Here is a 20,128-nt window from a genome sequence, read left to right as displayed (position 1 = left end):
ATGTCTGCCCTGCTTGTGGTTTTGCGATACCGCGGGACAGGGGGACGGTGATGGTACTGTACAACGTTGCTACTAATCAGCAACCGGGGCTGGGGACCAGCCTCGTGAGTCTTGGATGCTTCAGCTCTACTTCACAGACCCGGTACACGGGATCCACGGAGCAACTGGGGCAGAGGAAGAGACAAAAGCCTTGCCCAGTTGGGGAAACCCCACCCGCCTGCGCGGTGGGGTAGTTCATAATTTGCTCCAGCAAGGGCAGAGGCACCTCCTGCAAGAGCAAATCGCCCAAATGAACCAGCACAAACTCTTGCCTGAGGCTTAGCCTGCACCCTTGCTGGGAAACATACAAGGTTCGCATTATCGATCATCTCGACGCAGACTCTCTGAGCCTCGCCTTGGCTCTATGGAAGTGCTGGTCTTGGATTGGCGCTCTTCTGGTAAAACATCTACATTAATTTCAGGACTTGACAAAAGATCCATGACTATCTCCGTTAAGCTTCCAGAAAAGAAGCTGGCAATTGTAACCAGAATAGTGTTGGTAATCACGGCTGCTAGGCCCAAGGGGGCAATGAGCAAAATGACTAGTGTAATCAAGCCATTAATTGTAGCTGTAACAAGGTTTCTGAGAACTTTGGCTTTGGTCTTCTTTCTAGGCATGGTTTTCCCGAAAACTCTCCAAGATTTTTTCTATCTCAAGGGCCAGATTACTCCAAAGCTATCGGCACTTCTCTTGAGCTCGTCAAGATACCTTTTCCTAGGATCCGCCGTTGCTCCAAAAACGGTAACCACTTGGTAATCACCCAAATCGGCAATCCAAACTGGAGAGGGCAGAGCACCTCCCTGTACACCCCCACACAAGAATTTGTCGTACCGGCCTTCGCCCTGCCGGCCAAGACGATGCAAAGTGGCCAGGGCATAGGGTTTGTTAAAGTCTTCCTCGCCGCTGCAGACGACAATCTGGCAGTTGGCATCCACCGCTTGCGGCCATTTATCCTTGTCAACTCGGCCAACACTTCTTGGGCTATTGGGGTTAATAGCCTGCTTGGTCAGAGTCTTGAGAGCGGCAAAAAAGTTTTCCAGACGCTTTTGGAAAAGCTTCTGAAACTCAGCCACCGATTCTGGCAGCTCCCAAAAGGCATCCTTTGATCTGGGAATTAGGGTAGAGCCGCGCCACCAGGGAGCGCGCTCGCGGTTTTGGCGGGAGTAGCAGGGTCTTCTGGCCCCTTGGCCCACACCTCCCAGATGGAACATCATCCAGGTGAGGTTGGCAAAGAGCTTTTTCACGGCCTCCTGCTCTGCTTGGGAGGCGTAATTTTGGCACTCGCCCGAAAGACTCAAGACGAGGATCCCTTCTTGTCGTCCGGCAGGTTTATTTCTTCCTTGCTGATTGGGCTCTGGCTCCAGCTGAGAGACTTTGCCATCTAGGAGATCTACATGGATCCAGCCGTGTTTTTGCTTAGGGGTGATGGCGCCAAAAAGTTGCCCTTCCCACTCCTGCACCTGATCGACCGGCAAAACTCCCAGGGCAAAGGTGCGAAACCAATAGCGCAGCATATTCTTAAAGGCCACGGGCCGCACTTCGGCGATGGATCGGTTGTCGTAGCGATTCCTATCGGGCCTCCAGTTGACTACCTGGCGCCCGTGAATGAGTTGGCCTTTTAGCTCAAAGGGCAGCCGCAAGAATTCTCCCCGGTACTTGTCGGGGGATCTTCCTGAGGAAACCAGCCGGCCGTAGCCAGTATTTACTTGGGATCCCACCCCTTGCTCTAAACCCCGGAGGAGCCATTGCTTAACTTGATCCAGCATCTCATCGGTGCAGCCGCTGCCTTTGCGTAGGCCAATCAAAAAAGTGGCTTGCTTGAGAGAGAAGAACAAGTTGGGGTTGGGCGAGTATTCAAGATTTTTTCCATTCCATTTCCAGACGTTATTAGCAATATCTACAGCCAGCCCCCCCGTTTTGGAGTTATCGGGACCCTCCGGCCTTTGGGGCCGAGTGGGTACCGGATAGGCATCCAAAAAGATAACCTTGCCGGCGCTATCTTTTTCCTCAGCTTGTAGGTGGCCAAACCAAGGAGCTACAGCTTGGTCTGCTTGATCCCAAGATAGGTTGCGCTCCTGCATCAGCTCCCGAATGGCCTGGGAGCGGGCCACACCGCGCAGGGTGGAGCCAGGAATGTAAGGGATCCCTAAGTGATCGAAAGCGGGGAGCAACATGCTCTCTGGGCCCTTGGCCCCACCGACTCGAATTCGCCAGGGACAGGTAACCTGAAAGGTGTCGCTGGCAAGGCGTCGGGTGCGCTCATTCAAAACTTTCAGGCGGGCTCCAAGGTTAATCGTTGTTTCCACTTGGTGCGCCAGCTCCGCTTTGGTGCCGTCTTTAAAAGCATCGACCGGCGCTCGCATCCAACGCAGATATTCAATAAAACCGGCGGTGGGATCCGGCCTGGGCGTGGGATCCAAGGGGTGACCCAGCCAAGGCGAGGGCGGAGGATTGTTGCCCCCTCCATTGCCTCCTCTAGGAGAGTTGGGGCCCCGATTTTCCTGAGGCGGCCGGCGGCTGGGATCCCCTGGCCTGGGGGGACGAGCAAGCGGCTGAGGCGTGTTGCCAGGACGAGCAGGGCGATGACCGGTCATGGGATCTTCTCCAAAAGCGGGAAACAGGGTTAGGAATTGCCAAGGGTTTGGCGAAATTCACGCAACATGGTGCTGGTACCAATTTCTAGGGCGCGTCGAATGAGTTGAGGTACAAGATTGGGGATGTCGAAGTCTGGAAAAAGCCGGCTGCAGCTTGATTCTATGTAGTCTTCTCCCTGCAGGATAAAGATCCGCAAACTTCGCTCACCCAAGATCCAAACTTCCGGCACGCCAATAGCCTTATAGGCCTCGATAAAAGTTTGGGAAGTAACGTCGGACTCGATGGCCAGATCAGGTGGGGGCAACTGATCGACATCGATCCTGCCCTCGCAACCTTGCACCAACTCCAGGTGATTGACATAGAAGCAGGTGTCGGGCTCCACTCCAGCCCTGCCTGACTTTTTAAGGGTTGTTGAGCCAAAGTCTTCCCAATCTCTCCCCTGAGCATCTAAGAGAGCCTTTACAATGTCACTGGCAATGCGATGAAGGCGCTCGTGTTTGGATAAGGGAGACATGATCTCGAAAGTGCCATCGTAGTAGGCAATGCGAGTGTGGCGATCTTCGCCCAGCTCCTCCAGAATGCTCTCGCAGTCTTGCCAGGTAAGAGAATGAATAACCACTCGGCTGCCTTCTTGCAGGGAAATCGCTTGCAGGGGGATCGCGACGCCCATCACTCTCCTCCTTTGATGTCGTGGTAGATGGCCGTAGCCCAAAAGCCAAACTCCTGAGCCAAAGCCAGCCCTAACCCTGTTAAACCTAGATACTCTTCAACGCTCAATCCCATAAGACGATCCAGACCATTGGAGTTGGCAATTCCCTTCTGACCAGAAATCTCTTCCAGACAACTAAAGAACTCCTTGACCACTTGCTTTTTGCCGTCTTGGCTGAGGGCATCTTCTTCTGCCTTAAGGCGCAGCAGGCCCCAGGTGGAAAGGTAGGTGTAGAGTTCCACAGCCTGGTTTTTCTGCTCTTTAAGCTTTTCTTGGTCTCTGGTTTGAGCCCTTAACTGGCGAAGGGATTCGTAAACAGGCTTGGCCAACGTGCGAGGATCAAAAGTTTCCATAAAACCTCCTCAACTAGTTCCAAGACAACTCGACAAAGCCCCGGCCTAGGCTCTCCTGACCGCCAATTTGCAGAAGCTGGTTATCCTGCAGAAGCTTCCGAAATTGCTCCACTGCTTTTTGGGAACTGCCATTGGCTTGGGCTGTTACCCCCCAGGTGAAGTACATCAAGCTATCGGGGGGGATGGCCTCTTCGTAGCGAAAGCCGCCTTCTACAACTTTGTGCTCGCTGAGCTTAACTTTCACCTGCCGCCACAGGCTCATTTGAATAAGGGTGGCACAGTGCTGATCCGGCAAAACGATGACGCGGGTGATGCTGGAAGACTTGACAAAGTCTTGCCAGTTGGCCCACTTTTTCAGGCCATTTTTCAGGATGGCATCCTTGAGGTAGAGGGGCCGGTTTGTCTCCAAGTTGGTGCTATAGGGATCCGGCACCTGCAACTGCTGGCCACTTAGCCGCAGCCAGCGCTTGAGCAAGAGGGGGCAGCTCATCCAGACTACCCCGTGGCTGAGGGAAGCCACCGGCACCCACAACAGGGATCCATCCCCAATCCAAATGGAGCCTTGGGTAAGCTGATCCCCCTCCCCAATTTCGTTGCCAAAGAGCTCAAACTTTAACTCTTTCTCAACCACACTGGCCCGCAATTTGCCGCGGATGGTGCTGGAAGGAATGTAGGGCAAGTTGGTGTGGGCTTCGCGGGCAATGCCCAAGAGGTTGCCTTCTTGGGTGGTGCCGCCAGTGTGCAGGGGGGTTAACAGGGTGAGATAAACCAGGTGAAAAGTCATCGAAAAAACACTCCTTATCGACAAAGAACAGGGCTGCAAAAGCATCAGTTAACCCAAGGCAGCCAGAGCAACTCGCTGTAGCCCAAAAGCCGCCAGCGGTGGAAGACGTTGAGGCGGCCATTTTCCAGCTCCGGCTCGTCCTGGCCAAGGGGAGCCGGCTGCTCCAGGTAGTAGACGCTGCCGGGTGGGGCGGCAAACACTTGCGGAGCGGGTAAGCTGGTCTTGCGCGGCTCTGTTAGGGAATCCACCCGCAGGCGGCCGCTGATGGGAACCGGCTTGCCGGTGGCCACGCTTACCAGAGGGCCGGTGAGGGAGTGGGCGGGATGGGGGGTGGCCAAGCGCCATTCCCAGGGCCAGGCGCGGCAGAGGGAGCGCCCGTTCACCTTCTTGATGAACACTCCAGGCGTGACGAGGTAGGCGAGAGCCCGCCGGGTTTGCCGGAAGGTCTCTTGGGAGAGCTCCTGCAGCGCTTGCCACTGCTTGCCCAGCTTTGGGCAAGGGCCTAGGAGAGCGCCGTGGCCTTCTCCCCCCAGCCGCACCACGACTTCTTGCTCCAGAGGCAAGGGATCCCAGGTTTCGCGCTCGGGATCCCAGCACTCGATGGAAAGAGCCAGGCTCCAGCCGGGCTGCAGGCGGATGCAGGTTTCCACAAAGTAGCCATCGGTTTCTCGCACCTGACGTTTGCCTGCCTGCAGGGTGTTGTGGGGCCGCACCTCCGCCACCCAGGGGGGCGGAACGGCTTGAGCCAGATCCCAGCCCTTGCCCTGCAGCGCTTTTTGCACCGCCTGAAAGGGCAGGTAGCCGGCGGCCTTTTGCTTGGGGCTTGGCCGTTCCTCCTCCGGAGCTGCTGCTACCAAAGGGGCGGGCCGAGTGGGATCCCAACGGTAGCCGCTGTAGGAATGCTCCTCTTCCAGCCAGGGGATGGGCACCAGCGGCGATCCCTGGTCAAGGTGCAGGGGGCTGGGGAAGTAAAGCTGCTCATCCCAGCAGAGGAAGGGGCCGCGCAGGCGCAGGGTTGCCGGCTGGCCCAGGTGGGCCAGGAGGGCTCCGGCCAGGGTGTGGCCGCTGGGCGGAAAGCCGCTGGTGGCCCAGGCCCGCTCCCCCGGCGCAAAGGGCCTGGCATCGCGAAACATCCACACATCCAAAGGCGAGAGCACAAACCAACTCATCGACCGTTCCTCCCCAATTTCACGGTGCGGTTGCGCAGCACAAAGGCCGCTAGCTTAAACCAGTTTTTGATGGCCAGATCCCAGGCTGCCGGCTGGGCAGGCAGGCTGTGCTGCCAAAAGTGCTGGATAAACTCGATTAGCTTGGCTTGGAAGCGATCCCTCTGCTCGCTTTCGCCGCCAAAGAGATCCCGGCGGCTACAGAACAAGCGGGCCCAATCGGGCACAGCTTCCACGCTGGGGGCGGGGTGCTGCTCCCAGAGCTGGGCGGCCTGCTCAAACAGCGAGCTTTGATCCTGCTGTTGGCCCAGCAACTTCCAGTCAAAATCCAGCAGGTCTTTCCACTTGTCGAAGGTGTCGAACTTGCTGGTGCCCACCAGTTGGTTGCCGTTGGCAAACAGTACCCGCACCTGGACGCTGTCCTTGGGGCTGCCATGGGCATAGGCCTGCCCTTTGGCGCCTTTTTCCGCCTCCCAGAGATTTTCCAGGGCAATGGCCAAGGGCACCGAGTGGTGGGCAATCACCACGCCAAAGCTAATGCTGGCCAGGGATCCCAGGGTAAAAAGAGGGCGGCGGCTGAGGCCAGGCGGTAACTGCGCCTTTTGCCACTGCCAGTAGTCCCCTTCGTTGGCGAACTCCCGCCAGTCGTCTTCGCCGCCGCGGAAACACTGGCGGATGTCCCAGAGCCAGCCATCCCACTCCCAGAGGTTGGTATAGGCCAAAACGTCGTCTCCCCCGGCGTAGATAAGCCTGCCGGCGTAGCGCTGCTCGGTAAGGTAGGGCACCAACTGACCGGAAAAATCCAACAGGGCGCGGCTGAGAGCACTGTGGGTGGCCGGGCCCATGCGCTTGCGGCTGGTTTTAACAAACTCGCCGAAGGCGTCCTTGACCTGCTTGAGCTCCTCGGAGTTGATGACCTGGCCAATGGTGTCTTTGCAGCCATCGGCTAGGCGCTGCAGCGGCTGGGGCAGGTAGTCGTAGTAGGGTCGCATCTTCTCCCCCCTCAGCCACTGGCCCATGTCGTCGCCATCGCCGGCGGCCAGCACGTACCAACTGGCGGGGTTGATGCTGGGGTAGTAGCGGCTGAGGGTGGCTTCTATCTCCTGGCGGCAGCGCTTCTGGGTTGCTGCGTCTACTTCCAGGTCTTCCACCAGCCAGCCGGCGTTGAGCAGCCGCGGGTGGTAGCGTAGGTTCTGCTGGTCGGCCCACGGGATCCCCCACTTGCCGCGCATCTCCCGCAGCACTTCCCGAATGCCGGGGTGGATGGCCTCAACGGCCCGGCAGGCTTGCTCCAAGTGCTCCTGCTCCCGTCGCCCGTGGGTTTTCAGGTAGCCGGCCACACCGGCGGTGAGATCGGGGTAGGAAGCGGCAATCTTGTCTTCATCGAGGTTGGGAAAGAGCTCCGGCAACACCTTGTCCAGGGCCCGCTTGACCGTTTCGGTGGCGTTGAGCTGCTCGCGGCCATCGAAAAGCCCCGCCTGCCGCTGCCAAAGCCGCCGGCTCTCCCCTTCGCCAATCCAGCGATCCCTGGGGGAAGGGTGAACCACCGGCCCCACACCAGAGACAGTGCTGCGCGGTCCAAAGGCCACCGGCAGTTGCCAATCGCGGGCCTGTTTGCAGGCAGCCTGCAGCCGGCGCGTCGCCTCTACGGCTGCTGCCCACCAGGAGCCGACGTTCAGCCCCGGCTTGCCCTGGCGGTGCTGCTGCTTTTGGGGATCCCAGAAGCTGATCCGCAGGAACTTCAGCTCCGCGTCGGCAAAAAGCTGCCGCTCTCCTGTTAGGTGGTAGGTGCGGTTTTGGGCGCTGACCCAGGGATCCCGTTCGACCGGCTCCTGGGACTTGAGGATGGTAGTGTCTTTGAGCCTTTGCTGGGGGGATCCCAGGGGTGCCGCTGCCCAGTAGAGCTGCCACTGGTGCTCCAGCCATCCCTTCCAGGTGGGATCCTCCGGGCGCAACTGCACCAGCCAGCGGCGCTCCAGTTGCAGGTGCTCCAGCGCTCTTTCGGCCAGGTGGCGCCATTCTTCTTTGAGGGTCTGCTGGGCCAACTGCATGGCCGCCTCCACCCGCTCTTCCGGCAACAGCAAGAGGATCACGTTGGGGAAGCCGGCGGTGAGCAGGGCGTGGGCAGAAGGCTGCGGGATCCACTCGGCAAATTTGGGGTACTTCTCCAGCAGCCAGGCATCGATCAACGGCTGGCCGTAGAGGCTGGGGTAGAGCAGGCAGTCGGGGCCGTATTTCTCCGCTAGGCGCCAGCAAAGCCGCGCCGAGAGGTAGTGCAACAGCCAGGATCCGGCCCAGAAATCCCGCATCTTGCGGCTGGCTTTGATCAGCTCCTGGATGGGGTTGAAGGTGAAGCTGGCCAAAAAGGGCCGCGTGAACTTGGGTTCGTCGTAGCCGGCCAAACAGCCCGCCAGGGCCGCCACGACGCTGGTGTGGCTCCACAGGGATCCATCCGGCAGCCGCGTTTCCGCCGGCAAAAGCAGCAGGCTTTCATCGCCCAACTCCCGAACCAGCGCCTGGGGAAAACAGCGCCAGAACCACCAGAACACCTTCTGGATATCTTCCTCTTCTTGCCGGATCCAATCGGGAATCACCTTTTTCTCTAGCTGCATCAGGTGCTCGGCGCGGGAGCTGGCTTGCTGCAGGGCCCGGTGCTTGTCTTCGGGCAGTTGCCAAAAGCGCTTGCGCCCCGAAAGCAGATGGCTCATCTCCAGGCCCGGCCCCAGGCTGTAGCCGCGATCCGCTACCTGGTAGTCGATGGCAACCGGCAGGTGGCCAATGGCAGCCCGATCGCTGGCGGAGGCAATCAGATCCGCATCGCCAACGCTTGCTAGGAGGGATCCCTCCGCCTTGGGCGAGATCCACCCCCGCATCGCCGCTAGGCTTGGCCACAGCCCTTCCTTAGCGCGGCCAGAGGCGTCGTGGAGGGCCTTGAGGGCAGGATCATGCAGCAAACCCCAGAGCTTCGCTTGCCAGTAGTGATGAGACATGGTGTTTTTTGCAGGAGAAAAAAGTAGACAAAACCCCGGCAGCCACCGGATACCTGGCTGCAGAAGCTACAAAACAAAATCCACCAATCCCGACCAGCCCTCAGGTTTCTTTAGTATTTCTCCAGCTCAGTAGGACTTGTGCAAGCTAAGCCCCTGCCAACTGTTTGACCGAGCTTGAAAACTCAGAACCTGAGGGTGGGCCGATGTCTGTAGCCTACTAAGATTCCAAGGCTGCGGCAGTTTCTGAGCAGGTGAGATTGGGAAACAGCGCCTCCAGCCTAGGCAGCAGATCCCGCAGCACAAAGCTCTCCAGAGCTTCGCTGGGTAGAGGTTTGGGATTCATCTGCACATGGGCCACGTCGTTGCGGTACTGGCTAAGGCAAGACCAAAGATCAGCCAGCTGCTTGGCATCGGGAACGTGGGCGGCAATGGGAGGAAGAGACTGAGGCTGCTCTTCTTGCTGAATGAGGGATCCCAACTGTTGTTCAATCCCCTGCCGCGCTTCTCGTCTGCGGTAGTTTTGGATCCCCTCACAGAGGCAAAGGGCAGAAACCACCCACTCGCGGGCCAGGAGAAGGGCTTGAGTGGTGAAGCGCTTTTCCACATACCAGCGCAGCAGTTGAAAGTGCTTTTGAATTTGAGCTCGGGGATCCTCCTTCTGGTCTGCCGGCAGCGCCAGTTGGCTATAGCTATCTTGAATGCTTTGCAGCAGCAGGCCAAAGGGCTTGGCAAATTGGCCCACCTCCTCTGCCAACTCCTGGGTGGAGTGCTTCTGCAACCTGGGCAGGTCGTCCTCCAAAAGGCTAACCGGCCTCACCAGCTCCAGGGAACGGGAGATGTCGCGGATGGCTTGCCCAAAGCTCTGCAGCCGGGTAGGCCTGGGATCCCTTTTGCCGGGCTTTTGCTGCCGGTAAAAGTCCCGCTGAACCCTGTCCAAAAGCTGGCCCAGCTCCAGGGCTGAGCCGGTGCTGATGAACTTGTCGGTGGCCGTCAGCCAGTCCAAAAGCCGAAGGGCAGGGGTGAGATCAATGATGGGGGTTTCTGCCTGACCAGGGCGGTAGAGGCCGTAGTAGAGCCCCTGGATCTCGACATTTTTGGCCTTGCGCAAAAGGGCAGCTCCCAAGAGCACCAGCAGGGGAATGGAGCGAAAGGCGTGGGTGATATCAAAAAACAGCCGGGTGTTGGGCTCGATGCTGTCAACCAGCACGTCGAAGATGGCCCAGGTCTCCGCCTCGGTTTTGCCTTCGGGAATGGCCTTGGCCACCTTCTCCACATGGGGTGGCAAGGACTCCTGCAGGCGGCTCCAGTGCTTGGCACGGGCCTCTTCCGTCAGCAGGAGGATAATTCTGTCCATCTCAAAGAGCTGGCAGAGGGCTTTGGCAACGTAGCAGGTTTTCTCTGCCCGCCGCTCCCCAAAACAATACACCGTCTCGGTGTAATCGCCGGTGCCCAGGGTGGTCAAAAGGGTTTTAGCCATGGGGATCCTCGCGGTTGGGTCTGCAAAGCACAACCGCTTGCAAGTTACTGCAAGTTGGAAACTCCCCTTCACAAAAACAAGACGTCTTTTCCCAAGCAGTGAAGGTGGAAAGAGGCCGGAGTTAGCCTAGGAAGCAGTTGACCTCTAGAACGATGGGGATCCTGGCATGCTCTCGACCGAAAAGCTATCGATGACTCCCGAACAGTTTCTTGCCTTGCCAGAGGAAGACGCTACCTACGAGCTGGTCGATGGGCAAGCTGTTCCCAAACATGAACCCATGTCGCCAAAGCGCTTCCATGCTCGTCTTCAGCCCATTCTGTGGCGAATCCTTGAGGACTGGTGCTCCGCTGCTGAGTGTCCCAAACCGGGATCTGCTCATACTGAATGGGCAATTCTCCTTACTCGACAAGCGCGGCCCTGGATCCCGATCCCAGACATCACCTACATCTCCCATGAGCGATTGCCAATTGAAGCCATGGCCGATGAGCCCTGTTCGGCCATTCCCGAACTGGTAGTGGAGATTCTTTCTCCCGGCCAGAGTTTTGGGGCTGTGGTTCAAAAGGCAGCGGACTATCTGGAAGCTGGGATCCCCCGCGTTTGGATTGTAGATCCGCAGGCCAAGAGCATCACCGTCTTCTACCCCGATGCCCCACCAAAGACCTTTACAGGATCCCAAGCCATCCAAGATGATTTCTTGCCGGGTCTAGCAGTTGTCCCGCAGGATGTGTTTGCCCAGGCTGGGATCCCTTAGCCGGCTCAGCCAAGTTTGAGCTGAGGTCAAGAAGAGAGTCAGCGATGAGGAACTCGTGATGCTATCAACTGCAGAGGTATCAGCTTCCCATCAAAAACTCACTCCTGAACAGTTTCTTGCCTTGCCAGAGGAAGATGTGACCTATGAGCTGGTTGATGGGCAAGCTGTTCCCAAAGATGTGCCGATGTCCCCTAAAAGATTTCATGCCTCTTTGCAGAAGCGATTGCTTTTCATTTTGGATGCGTGGTGTCAAGGCAAGGGGGACGTATACCCAGAGCTGGCAATTGTTTTGCAAAGGCGGGGTCAGGAGTGGCTTCCCGTTCCTGACTTGCTTTATGTCTCATTTGAACGCTGGCCGGGGCAGCTTGAGGAAGATGGCCCTTGTCCAACAGCTCCCGAACTGGTAGTGGAGATTCTTTCTCCCGGCCAGAGTTTTGGGGCTGTGGTTCAAAAGGCAGTGGACTATCTGGAAGCTGGGATCCCCCGCGTTTGGATTGTAGATCCGCAGGCCAAGAGCATCACCATCTTCTACCCCGATGCCCCACCAAAGACTTTTACAGGATCCCAAGCCATCCAAGATGATTTCTTGCCGGGCTTGAAGGTTGTTCCCCAGGATGTGTTTGCTCAGGCTGGGATCCCTTAGTTGTTTTAGCTATCTGAGAGGGCTACCATGATTGAAGCTCTGGAAAGGCTAGCAAAGGAACCTACCGAAAGCTCTGCAACAGCTTCTGGGAAGATTTGGACTGATGAAGAGTTTATGGCTCTGCCCGATGATGGCAATCGCTACGAAGTTGTAAATGGAAAATTAATTGCGATGGGCTCAGCGGGTGCAAGACATGGCTACTACGTCAGTTTAATCAGTTTTTTCCTGACTGCCTATGCTAGAGCCCAAAAAATGGGTGTTGTCTTCGATTCCGACACTTCGTTTAAAATGAAATCCGGCAATCGCCGCTCCCCAGATTGTTCTTTCTTCTCCAAAGAGCGGCTGCGATCCCTTGGCGGGATCCCCAAGGGTTATATCGAGGGATCCCCAGACTTGGTTGTGGAAGTTCTCTCTGATGACAACACTGTAGGAGAGATCCACAACAAGATCGTCGATTATTTTGAGAACGGATCCCGCCTTGTTTGGCTTATTCATCCCGAAGAAAAGTATGTTTTGGTTTACCGTCAGCCTGAGCCCACAGCACTGAAGCGGCCAGGCGACATCCTAGAAGGCGAAGAGGTGATCCCTGGGTTTGCCTTGGATTTGTCGGAGTTTTTTGCCGAACCTGAGTTTTAGTTCTTTGCCAACTTAGCAACAAAACCCTCCAGCGGCACCTGGTAAACTGGCCCCAAAAACGGGATCCCCTTCCATGGCGCTGGTTCACCTGCAAGTTCTGGAGCGCACCCCCAGGCGGCTGCGGATTGCCCTGCAAAGGTTTACCCCTGAGCAACTGGCCTGGCGGGTGGGGGCGGGGCTGGGGTTGTTGGCGCTGGGATCCCAGCTCTGGCAGCCTTCCCCCCTGCTGGGGCTGCTGGCTGTAGCAGCGGGCCTGGGGATCGGGATCCCTTGGGGGCTGGGGCAGATCTTGAGTGTGGATCGGGAGCGGCAGCGGGTGACCCTGACCCGGCTGGGTGGCCCTTGGGGGATTTGGCGGCAGCAGGTCTTCTCTTATCCTTTCGCTCAATTGCAAGGGGTGCGGCTGCAGCGGCTGGGACAAGAGATCCTGGATAAAGAGGCCCAGGAAAGCTTTCAGATACAAGCTCAGGTACGCTTGCAGTTTCGCCGCGGTGCTTTTGAACAAGAGCTTGAAGAAGTAATCGCGTGTTTCAGTAGCCAATCGGCGATCAAAAAAGGCGAGCCGGAAGCCCTTGCCTTGGCGCAGCGGCTGGCAGGCTGGATTCAGGCCTATATGAACCCGTGAGGTTTCCTCATAAGCTGTTGATTGTAGTACTTGGCAATCCTTGGAAAGCTGTCGAGAGTGGGTGTGAATTTGGATAGGTGCTCTTGCGTATCTTCACAGAACTTTAGTAATGCTAAGCCGTCATGACTATTCCTGGGGAGCTTCTAGAAACCGTTAGCCTAGTCGTCAGGGATGCTTTGCGCAACTGGCCGTGGCTGCTTTTGTGGGCAGCCTCTTTCCTGGCGCTTGTCTTCTGGCAAAGGCGACGGCTGCATCAGGCCCAGGTTGGTTTTCCCGACATCGTCACCCTGGCGCGGCCCGACACGACATTGGTGGAGTGCAACGAAGTCTGCCAGAGGGTTTTGGGCAACTGGCGGGGCCGGCGCTGGATCGAGGCCTTGTTGCCAGAGGAGCAAGAGCAGGTGCGGCAGCAGATAGCCCAGCTCACCCCTCAGCAGCCCACCTTCACGAGGGTTGTTAGGATGGTGGACGCGGCGGGACAGGTGCGGTGGCTTGAGTGGATCAACCAGGGCATCTTCGACCGGCGAGGCCGGCTGCAGTTTATTCGCGGGGTCGGCCGAGACATCACCGAGCAGAAGCAACTGGAAGACAATCTGCGGCTGCGGGAAGCCCAATTGCAAGCCCTCTTGGACGCCCTGCCGGCAGCCATATGGGCCAGGGATCCTCAGGGGGTGCTGATTTTGCAAAATGCCACCGACCGTGCCTGGTTTGGCGACCTGCTGGGCACTTCCCTGCAAGAGGGGGCTCGGCAGTACCCCCAGTGGCTGGAGTTCACTTCCCAAGCTCTAGCCGACCTAGAGCGGCAAGGGATTTTCCAGATGGAGGGCAAGGAAATCATTCAAGGCCAAGAGCGCTATGTCTATCGCCTGGCCGTGAAGCTGCAGGATGAGTCCAAAGGTTTGGGGTACCTCGGCATTGCCTTGGACATTACGGAACAAAAGCGGCTGGAACAGCAGGTTCGAGAACAACAGGAGCGCTTTCGCGCCTTTCTCAACAACAGCCACGACATTTTGTGCCGGACCGATGCCCAAGGCTTGGTCTATCCCTTCAATCCCCCGGTTGCTGAGAAAATTTTAGGTCGTTGTCTTGAGGAGGGAGAACCTATACCTTTGGATTGGGTTCACCCAGAAGATCGGCAGATTGTTGCTAGTGCTCTTGAACACCTCAAGGCTCGACCTGGCGAAACGCTCAGCTTTATCTATCGGGCACAGCATGCGGATGGCCATTGGGTGTGGCTAGAGAGCCGCTGTACTAATCTTTTGCAGGATCCTGCGGTGGCAGGAATCGTCTGCAGCACCCGCGACATTACCCAGCAAAAAGAGGCGGAACTGTCGCTGCGGGAAAGCGAAGCCCGCTTCCGGGAAATTGCGGAAGTTGTTCCTGTAAGCTTTTTCCTAAGTTCAGCAGATTTTGGTCAATTTCCCTACGTAAGTCCGCGTTGTGAACAGATTTGGGGATACACGCCGGAGGAGTTTTACCAGAAGCCGGATCTGTGGAAAGACAGGATCCACCCCGAAGATCTGCCTCAGGTTCTGCAAGCCGTAGCTCAAGTTATCCGAGGAGAGAAGCCGGTTACCTATCGCATTTTCCATCGAGATGGTCGGGTGCGCTGGTTGCGAACTTCCTGCCGACCTATTTTCAATGAACAGCAAGAAGTGATCCGCATTGCCGGCATCACAGAAGATATCACCGAGCAAAAAGAGGCGGAGCTGGCCCTGCGAGAGAGCGAAGCCCGCCTCAAGGCCATCCTCGACGGGATCCCTTTTCCCATCTTTGTTAAAGATTTGCAAGGCCGCTACTTACAGGTCAATCAAGCTTACCTGCAAAAAAACGGTAAACTCCCAGAAGAAGTTCTCGGCAAGGCTGATACGGAGCTCTTCTCGCCAGAGGAAGCTCTGGAGTTGCGCAAGGAAGATCAAAGAGCCATTCAGTCTCCCGCTCCCATCAGCTATGAGTGCACCATTTGTCGAGACGGCAAAAAGCAAGAAAAGTGGATCACCAAGTTTGCCCTGCGGGATTGGCAAGGGGATCCCTATGCCATTTGCGGCATTGTTGTCGATATAACCCCTCTCAAAGAAGCCCAGGATTTGCTGCGGCAAGAGGCAGAGCGAGAAAGACTTCTGGGATCCCTGCTGCGCCGGATCCGCGAGAAGCTGGACTTGCAGCCCCTCCTGCAAACCACGGCGGCGGAAGTGCGAGAGTTTCTCCAGGTGGATCGGGTGATAATCTACCAGTTGCAGGAGGGCATGGGGGGGTTTGTAGCCGCCGAGTCCGTCCTGGATCCCTGGCCCAGCCACTTAGGCCGCTCCGTGTGGGATGCTTGCTTTCGCCAGGATCCCTGCTATCGCAAGTACCAGCAGGGCTTTGTGCAGGCCATCGACAATGTGGCCACGGCCCCTTTGGATCCCTGCTACCGGGAGCTCTTGGACTCTTTCCAGGCTCAGGCCAACTTGGTGATCCCCATTCGGCGGGGGGAGGAGCTCTGGGGCCTCTTGGTGGCGCAGCACTGCCGGGCTAGCCGTCCTTGGCAAGAGGGGGAGATCAGGCTTTTGCAAGAGCTATCGGAGCAATTGGCCATTGCTTTGCAGCAGGCCCAGCTTTACGAGCAGGTAAAAGCCCTGAACCAAACGCTAGAGGAGAAGGTGCAACAGCGCACCGCCGAGCTGGAGCGGGCTTTGCAATTTGAGGCCATCCTAAAACGCATCACCGACCGCGTGCGCGATTCTCTCGACGAAGCCGAGATCCTCAGCGACGCCGTGCGCGAGCTGGGAGAGAGTCTAGATGCCGATGGCTGCGATATCGGTCTCTACAACGCCGACCTTACCCTTTCCACCATCAGCTACGAGTATTGCCCCCGCTCCGCTTCCTACCTGAACGTTTCTCTACCCCTAGTGGGAGGGCCCTACGACGACATTCACCGGCAACTGCTCAGAGGACAGCTTTGTCTATTTTGCTTCTCAGGGAGGGCTCCAGAAAACCGCCAGGTGGTGATGGCTTGTCCCTTGCTAGACAAAGGCCAGGTGCTAGGGGATCTGTGGATTTTTCGCTCGGCTGCACGTCCTTTTGACAACCAGGAGATCCAACTGATCCAGCAGGTGGCCAACCAATGCGCCATTGGGCTGCGCCAGGCGCGCCTGTTCCAAGCTGCCCAAGAGCAGGTGCAAGCCCTGGAGCGGCTTAACCGTCTTAAAGATGACTTTATCAGCACCGTCAGCCACGAGCTGCGCACCCCCCTGGCCAGCCTAAAGATGGCTCTGAAGATGCTGCAGATGGCTCCCTCCCCCGAAAAGCGAGCTCAATATCTAAGCATTGCCGAGCGAGAATGCCAGCGGGAAATCGAGCTCATCAACGACCTGCTGGATCTGCAGCGCCTGGAGGCGGGGGCCTACGCTCTGGAGGTGCAAGCCCTCACCTGGCGGGAGGTGCTGGGGGATCTGCTGACCGTTACCGAGGAGCGGGCCCGCGCCAAGGGGCAGAGCTTTCACGCCAGTGTCCCCCTCGAAAGCAGCCTCACGACGGATCGCCTGCTGTTGAGCAGGATCCTGCGCGAGCTTTTGCACAATGCCGTGAAATACACCCCAGCCCAGGGATCCATCCGCTTGCAAATTGAAACGGAAAATCGTCAAAGCCGCATCCAGGTCAGCAACAGCCAAGAGATCCCTGCCGAGGAGCTGATGCGCATCTTTGAGCGCTTTTACCGCATTCCCAGCAAGGATCCCTGGAAGGAAGGGGGCACGGGTTTGGGCTTGGCCCTGGTGAAGCAGATGGTGGATCAGTTGCGGGGATCCATCGAGGTGAGCAGCGCCGCCGGCTGGACAACCTTTACGCTCCACCTGCCCCATCTGTCGCAGCTATAACTCCCCCACTCGGCGAGGGAGTTCGTAAGCTTGCCTCTAGGGGGGCTTTAAGCCTAGATGAGAATAGCTTCCAAGAGCTTGACTCAGTACTTGAGATCCCTTATCATTGCCCTAGCCTGAGGCTCCTGATAGAGACTCTCAATAAGCTTGGGCTAGCAAAGCTCCGGGAAGCCGAGGCTTACCAGGGGTGTCCGGCTTCTAGGGAATAGGCTTTTCAAGCCCTTTCGTGGCCGCCAGCACTGCCGCTGGAGCCAGTGCAGCAGTCTTTGTTGAGATTTTTTTGAGTTTAGGGGTTAGGTATGCGCCTATCACGACGGCAATTGGTTAACGGAGCCGTACTGGGCTCTGTAGCTTTGGCAGTAGGCTCTCTGGGACGTTCAGCTCGCGGTGCCAACCGGGAGGTAAACCTCTACACCTCCCGGCACTACAGCACTGATGAGAAATTGTACGAACTTTTCAAACAGAAAACAGGCATTAGGGTGAACTGGGTGCAGGGCAACGCCGATGAGATTGCTCAGCGCCTCCGCAGCGAGGGATCCAACAGTCCCGCTGATATCTTCATGACGGTGGATGTAGCCCGGCTGTGGCGAGCTCAAAACGAAGGCTTGTTTCAACCTATCCAGTCGGAGACGCTCTCTAGGAACATCCCAGAATCCCTGCGGGATCCGGAAGGCTACTGGTTTGGCTTGACCAAGCGGGCGCGGGTAATTATGTACAACAAAGACAAGGTGGATCCCAAGGAGCTCTCCACTTACGAAGATCTGGCCAACCCCAAGTGGCGGGGCAAGGTGCTCACCCGCTCCTCCAGCAATGTGTACAGCCAATCTCTGACGGCTTCCCTCATCTTGGCGCACGGGATCCCGGAGACGGAAAAGTGGGCACGGGGCTTGGTGGCTAACTTTGCCCGCCCGCCTGAGGGGGGAGACATTGATCAAATCAAAGCGGTGGCTGCTGGCGTGGGAGACGTGGCCCTGGCCAACACCTACTACCTGGCGCGTTTGATTAAATCCGACAATCCTGAAGATCGCGCCGTAGCGGAGAAAATCGGCGTCTTCTTTCCCAACCAACAGGATCGCGGCACTCACGTCAACATCAGCGGCGCTGGGATTTTGAAAACGGCTCCCAACAAAGAGGCAGCCATCCAGTTTCTGGAGTTCCTCTCCGGCCCAGAAGCGCAGGCCATCTTTGCCCAAAGCAACAACGAATACCCGGTGCTGCCGGGTGCGGAGATCGACTCGGTGGTGGCCAGCTTTGGCACCTTCAAGGAGGACACAATCAACGCCGCCAGCATTGGCCGCGTTACTCCCGAGGCCTTGAGAGTGATGGATCGGGCTGGTTGGAAGTAGATCCCAAGTGCAGCCTCCCATTGCTTGAGCCACAAACGTGAATTAGCTTGACAGTTTTTGGCCAAGCATTTATGCTCTAGGACGGCTCAAGGACCCTTAGGTCTTTCTAGAGGTTTCTCTATCCTCTAGAGAGAACAGGCCTGGCTGCAAGTAAAAATGCGACCTTCCTAGTCCTCAAGCAGGATGGTAAAACCCCGGGAGCTGGCCATCTACATTAACATTTCTGGTGCTGCTGATGTTTTTGACCTCGGCCTAAACAACCGCCTGGTCAAGGGCACGATAAGCTAGAGGAATTGGTTGTTCTTTAGAAGAGATACCCTACCTAGAAAACCAGCAAGACGAGAACACTGCCTATTTTGTTAAACTGCCGAAGAGCTTGTTCTGAAAGAGAACCTGGCTGCTAAAGGGGGGAGTTCCCTAGAGGATCCCTTCGTTAGAGCGTGCTGAGGTTTTTATTGAGATGCACACACGAACTAGGCTAAAGCTGTTGAGCAAATTTCTACAAAACATCCGCTTCCCACCTCTGAGCGGATGGACGCTTCTGACCCTAACTCTCAGCGGTCTCATCCTCGTTCCCATCCTCACGGTTCTCCTCAGCCTCTTTGCGGATGAACGGCAGGTTTGGGAGCACCTGGCCAACACGGTCTTGGGGCTGTACCTGCGCAACAGTCTGCTGATGATGGTAGGGGTGGGAGTGGGAGTCATCCTGGTGGGCAGCGGCACCGCCTGGCTGGTGACGATGTGCGAATTCTGGGGGCGGGCCTGGCTGGAGTGGATGCTGGTGCTACCCCTAGCGGCGCCCACCTATGTGTTGGCTTATGCCTACACCGACTTCTTGCAGGTAACCGGCGGCTTCCAGATCTGGCTGCGGCGCGTTACCGGCTGGGGGATCGGCGACTACTGGTTCCCCAACATTCGCTCCCTGTGGGGAGCGATCCTGCTGCTCGTCCTCACCCTCTACCCCTACGTGTATCTCTCGGCACGGCTGGCCTTCCAGGAACAGTCGGTGGCCTGTTTGGAGGTGAGCCGCTCCTTGGGCTACGGACCCTGGGCCAGCTTTTTCCGGGTGGCCTTGCCCTTGGCCCGACCGGGGATCATGGCGGGTTGCCTACTGGCCTTGATGGAGACCCTGAATGACTTCGGCACAGTTAGCTATTTTGGCGTCGATACCTTGACCACCGGCATCTACCGTACCTGGACGGCGCTGGGCAATCCGGTGGCAGCAGCTCAGCTCTCGGCGCTGCTGTTGCTGTGGGTATTGCTGCTGAGGGGCCTGGAGCAGTTCTCCCGCCGGCGGGCGCGTTACTATCGCCAAGGCTTCAGGCCCACGCCAACCCGTTACCGCCTCCAAGGAATCCGCGCTCTAGGAGCATGGCTAGCCTGTGGGCTCCCCATTGGGCTGGGCTTTGTCGTCCCTGCCCTCATCCTCCTCCAGATGACTCTGCGCCAGGGGGAGTTGCACCACCGCTTTTGGAGCTACGCCCAGAACAGCTTCCTTCTGGCCACGATTACAGCGGTGATTGCCGTTTCGGTGTCAGTAGTGGTGCTGTACGGCTTGCGACTACAGCGGGGATCGGCCTGGGGCCTGGGGCTAGCGGTGCGGCTGGCTTCCTTGGGGTATGCTTTGCCTGGAGTAGTAATTGCCGTAGGGGTTTTAATTCCCCTGGGGCAACTGGATCAACTACTGAGCTACTTGCGGCAGGTGCTGCTGCAGCAGTCACCCGGGCCGGTCTTCAGCGGTACCATTGCTGCCCTCGTGTTTGGCTATCTGGTGCGCTTTTTGGCAGTGGCCTTGGCCACCGTTGAGGTGACCCTGCTGCGCATTCCCCCCAGTCTAGACGAGGCAGCCCGCAGTTTAGGGGAGGGATCCCTAGGTACCCTGTGGCGGGTGCACCTCCCCCTAATGGGAGGCGGGATCCTAGGAGCAATGCTGCTGGTGTTTGTAGATGTGATGAAGGAGCTGCCGGCGACGCTAGTGCTGCGCCCCTTTAATTTCGACACCCTAGCCGTCCACACCTACCGCCTAGCGGCCGACGAGCGCCTTGCCGAGGCCGGTGCCCCTGCTTTGGCAATTGTTTTCGTAGGGATCCTACCCGTCATCCTGCTCAGCTCGCAAATGGCTCAGCGGCGTAATCTGGGCTTCTCGGCGTAGGCTC

At 57.5% G+C, this 20,128-nt stretch carries 15 protein-coding genes; 7 read left to right on the top strand and 8 right to left on the bottom strand.

The window, feature by feature from the left end; translation table 11 throughout:
• Positions 1-357: 357 nt before the first annotated feature.
• The 8 genes from csx18 to csx2 form a co-directional block, all read right to left on the bottom strand.
• The gene (gene csx18 / locus NW830_RS04240) at positions 358-657 is read right to left on the bottom strand and encodes a CRISPR-associated protein Csx18 (RefSeq protein WP_414360826.1); all 300 of its coding nucleotides are present in this window, start codon (positions 655-657) and stop codon (positions 358-360) included.
• Between the two features lie 30 nt (positions 658-687).
• Entirely contained in the window at positions 688-2,634 is a 1,947-nt protein-coding gene (locus tag NW830_RS04235; protein ID WP_414360828.1) for an RAMP superfamily CRISPR-associated protein, read from the bottom strand.
• 29 nt (positions 2,635-2,663) lie between these two features.
• Positions 2,664-3,305: a Uma2 family endonuclease gene (locus NW830_RS04230; protein WP_414360830.1), complete on the bottom strand. Its 642-nt coding sequence runs from the start codon at positions 3,303-3,305 to the stop codon at positions 2,664-2,666.
• Positions 3,305-3,697: a hypothetical protein gene (locus NW830_RS04225; RefSeq protein ID WP_414360832.1), complete on the bottom strand. Its 393-nt coding sequence runs from the start codon at positions 3,695-3,697 to the stop codon at positions 3,305-3,307. Before NW830_RS04225 ends, NW830_RS04230 begins: the two co-directional genes overlap by 1 nt.
• 13 nt (positions 3,698-3,710) lie before the next feature.
• Positions 3,711-4,481 (bottom strand): type III-B CRISPR module RAMP protein Cmr4, encoded by a 771-nt coding sequence (gene cmr4, locus NW830_RS04220; protein ID WP_414360834.1) that lies wholly within the window; start codon positions 4,479-4,481, stop codon positions 3,711-3,713.
• A 44-nt stretch (positions 4,482-4,525) separates the two neighbouring features.
• The gene (locus NW830_RS04215; RefSeq protein WP_414360836.1) at positions 4,526-5,650 is read right to left on the bottom strand and encodes a type III-B CRISPR module-associated protein Cmr3; all 1,125 of its coding nucleotides are present in this window, start codon (positions 5,648-5,650) and stop codon (positions 4,526-4,528) included.
• A complete protein-coding gene (gene cas10, locus NW830_RS04210) occupies positions 5,647-8,637 on the bottom strand; it encodes a type III-B CRISPR-associated protein Cas10/Cmr2 (RefSeq protein WP_414360838.1) in 2,991 nt (996 codons plus the stop codon). Before cas10 ends, NW830_RS04215 begins: the two co-directional genes overlap by 4 nt.
• 217 nt (positions 8,638-8,854) lie before the next feature.
• On the bottom strand, positions 8,855-10,114 hold the full coding sequence (gene csx2 / locus NW830_RS04205) for a TIGR02221 family CRISPR-associated protein (RefSeq protein ID WP_414360840.1): 1,260 nt from the start codon (positions 10,112-10,114) through the stop codon (positions 8,855-8,857).
• Positions 10,115-10,280: 166 nt separating this feature from the next.
• Between csx2 and NW830_RS04200 the strand changes: the two genes are divergently transcribed.
• The 7 genes from NW830_RS04200 (at position 10,281) to NW830_RS04170 (ending at position 20,124) form a co-directional block, all read left to right on the top strand.
• Positions 10,281-10,865: a Uma2 family endonuclease gene (locus NW830_RS04200; protein WP_414360843.1), complete on the top strand. Its 585-nt coding sequence runs from the start codon at positions 10,281-10,283 to the stop codon at positions 10,863-10,865.
• A 58-nt stretch (positions 10,866-10,923) separates the two neighbouring features.
• Entirely contained in the window at positions 10,924-11,508 is a 585-nt protein-coding gene (locus NW830_RS04195) for a Uma2 family endonuclease (RefSeq protein ID WP_414360844.1), read from the top strand.
• 27 nt (positions 11,509-11,535) lie between these two features.
• Complete coding sequence (locus NW830_RS04190) at positions 11,536-12,144, top strand: Uma2 family endonuclease (RefSeq protein WP_414360847.1); 609 nt, start codon at positions 11,536-11,538, stop codon at positions 12,142-12,144.
• Positions 12,145-12,217: 73 nt separating this feature from the next.
• Positions 12,218-12,769 carry a hypothetical protein gene (locus NW830_RS04185; protein ID WP_414360849.1) on the top strand — a complete coding sequence of 184 codons (552 nt, stop codon included), beginning with the start codon at positions 12,218-12,220 and terminating at the stop codon, positions 12,767-12,769.
• A gap of 122 nt (positions 12,770-12,891) precedes the next feature.
• Entirely contained in the window at positions 12,892-16,626 is a 3,735-nt protein-coding gene (locus tag NW830_RS04180) for a PAS domain S-box protein (RefSeq protein WP_414360851.1), read from the top strand.
• Positions 16,627-16,925: 299 nt separating this feature from the next.
• Entirely contained in the window at positions 16,926-17,972 is a 1,047-nt protein-coding gene (locus tag NW830_RS04175; protein ID WP_414360854.1) for a Fe(3+) ABC transporter substrate-binding protein, read from the top strand.
• A gap of 460 nt (positions 17,973-18,432) precedes the next feature.
• Positions 18,433-20,124: an ABC transporter permease gene (locus tag NW830_RS04170; protein ID WP_414360856.1), complete on the top strand. Its 1,692-nt coding sequence runs from the start codon at positions 18,433-18,435 to the stop codon at positions 20,122-20,124.
• Positions 20,125-20,128 lie beyond the last annotated feature (4 nt).

Origin of the sequence: Synechococcus sp. OH30 (assembly GCF_047462175.1) — a bacterium.
Taxonomy (GTDB): domain Bacteria; phylum Cyanobacteriota; class Cyanobacteriia; order Thermostichales; family Thermostichaceae; genus Thermostichus.
This window is presented reverse-complemented; position numbering and strand designations above follow the sequence as displayed.

Coding starts and splice junctions, on each gene's coding strand:
- NW830_RS04170 (WP_414360856.1), top strand. CDS start 18,433: ATGCACACACGAACTAGGCTAAAGCTGTTGAGCAAATTTCTACAAAAC.
- cmr4 (WP_414360834.1), bottom strand. CDS start 4,481: ATGACTTTTCACCTGGTTTATCTCACCCTGTTAACCCCCCTGCACACT.
- NW830_RS04235 (WP_414360828.1), bottom strand. CDS start 2,634: ATGACCGGTCATCGCCCTGCTCGTCCTGGCAACACGCCTCAGCCGCTT.
- cas10 (WP_414360838.1), bottom strand. CDS start 8,637: ATGTCTCATCACTACTGGCAAGCGAAGCTCTGGGGTTTGCTGCATGAT.
- NW830_RS04190 (WP_414360847.1), top strand. CDS start 11,536: ATGATTGAAGCTCTGGAAAGGCTAGCAAAGGAACCTACCGAAAGCTCT.
- NW830_RS04225 (WP_414360832.1), bottom strand. CDS start 3,697: ATGGAAACTTTTGATCCTCGCACGTTGGCCAAGCCTGTTTACGAATCC.
- NW830_RS04185 (WP_414360849.1), top strand. CDS start 12,218: ATGGCGCTGGTTCACCTGCAAGTTCTGGAGCGCACCCCCAGGCGGCTG.
- csx18 (WP_414360826.1), bottom strand. CDS start 657: ATGCCTAGAAAGAAGACCAAAGCCAAAGTTCTCAGAAACCTTGTTACA.
- csx2 (WP_414360840.1), bottom strand. CDS start 10,114: ATGGCTAAAACCCTTTTGACCACCCTGGGCACCGGCGATTACACCGAG.
- NW830_RS04195 (WP_414360844.1), top strand. CDS start 10,924: ATGCTATCAACTGCAGAGGTATCAGCTTCCCATCAAAAACTCACTCCT.
- NW830_RS04180 (WP_414360851.1), top strand. CDS start 12,892: ATGACTATTCCTGGGGAGCTTCTAGAAACCGTTAGCCTAGTCGTCAGG.
- NW830_RS04230 (WP_414360830.1), bottom strand. CDS start 3,305: ATGGGCGTCGCGATCCCCCTGCAAGCGATTTCCCTGCAAGAAGGCAGC.
- NW830_RS04215 (WP_414360836.1), bottom strand. CDS start 5,650: ATGAGTTGGTTTGTGCTCTCGCCTTTGGATGTGTGGATGTTTCGCGAT.
- NW830_RS04200 (WP_414360843.1), top strand. CDS start 10,281: ATGCTCTCGACCGAAAAGCTATCGATGACTCCCGAACAGTTTCTTGCC.
- NW830_RS04175 (WP_414360854.1), top strand. CDS start 16,926: ATGCGCCTATCACGACGGCAATTGGTTAACGGAGCCGTACTGGGCTCT.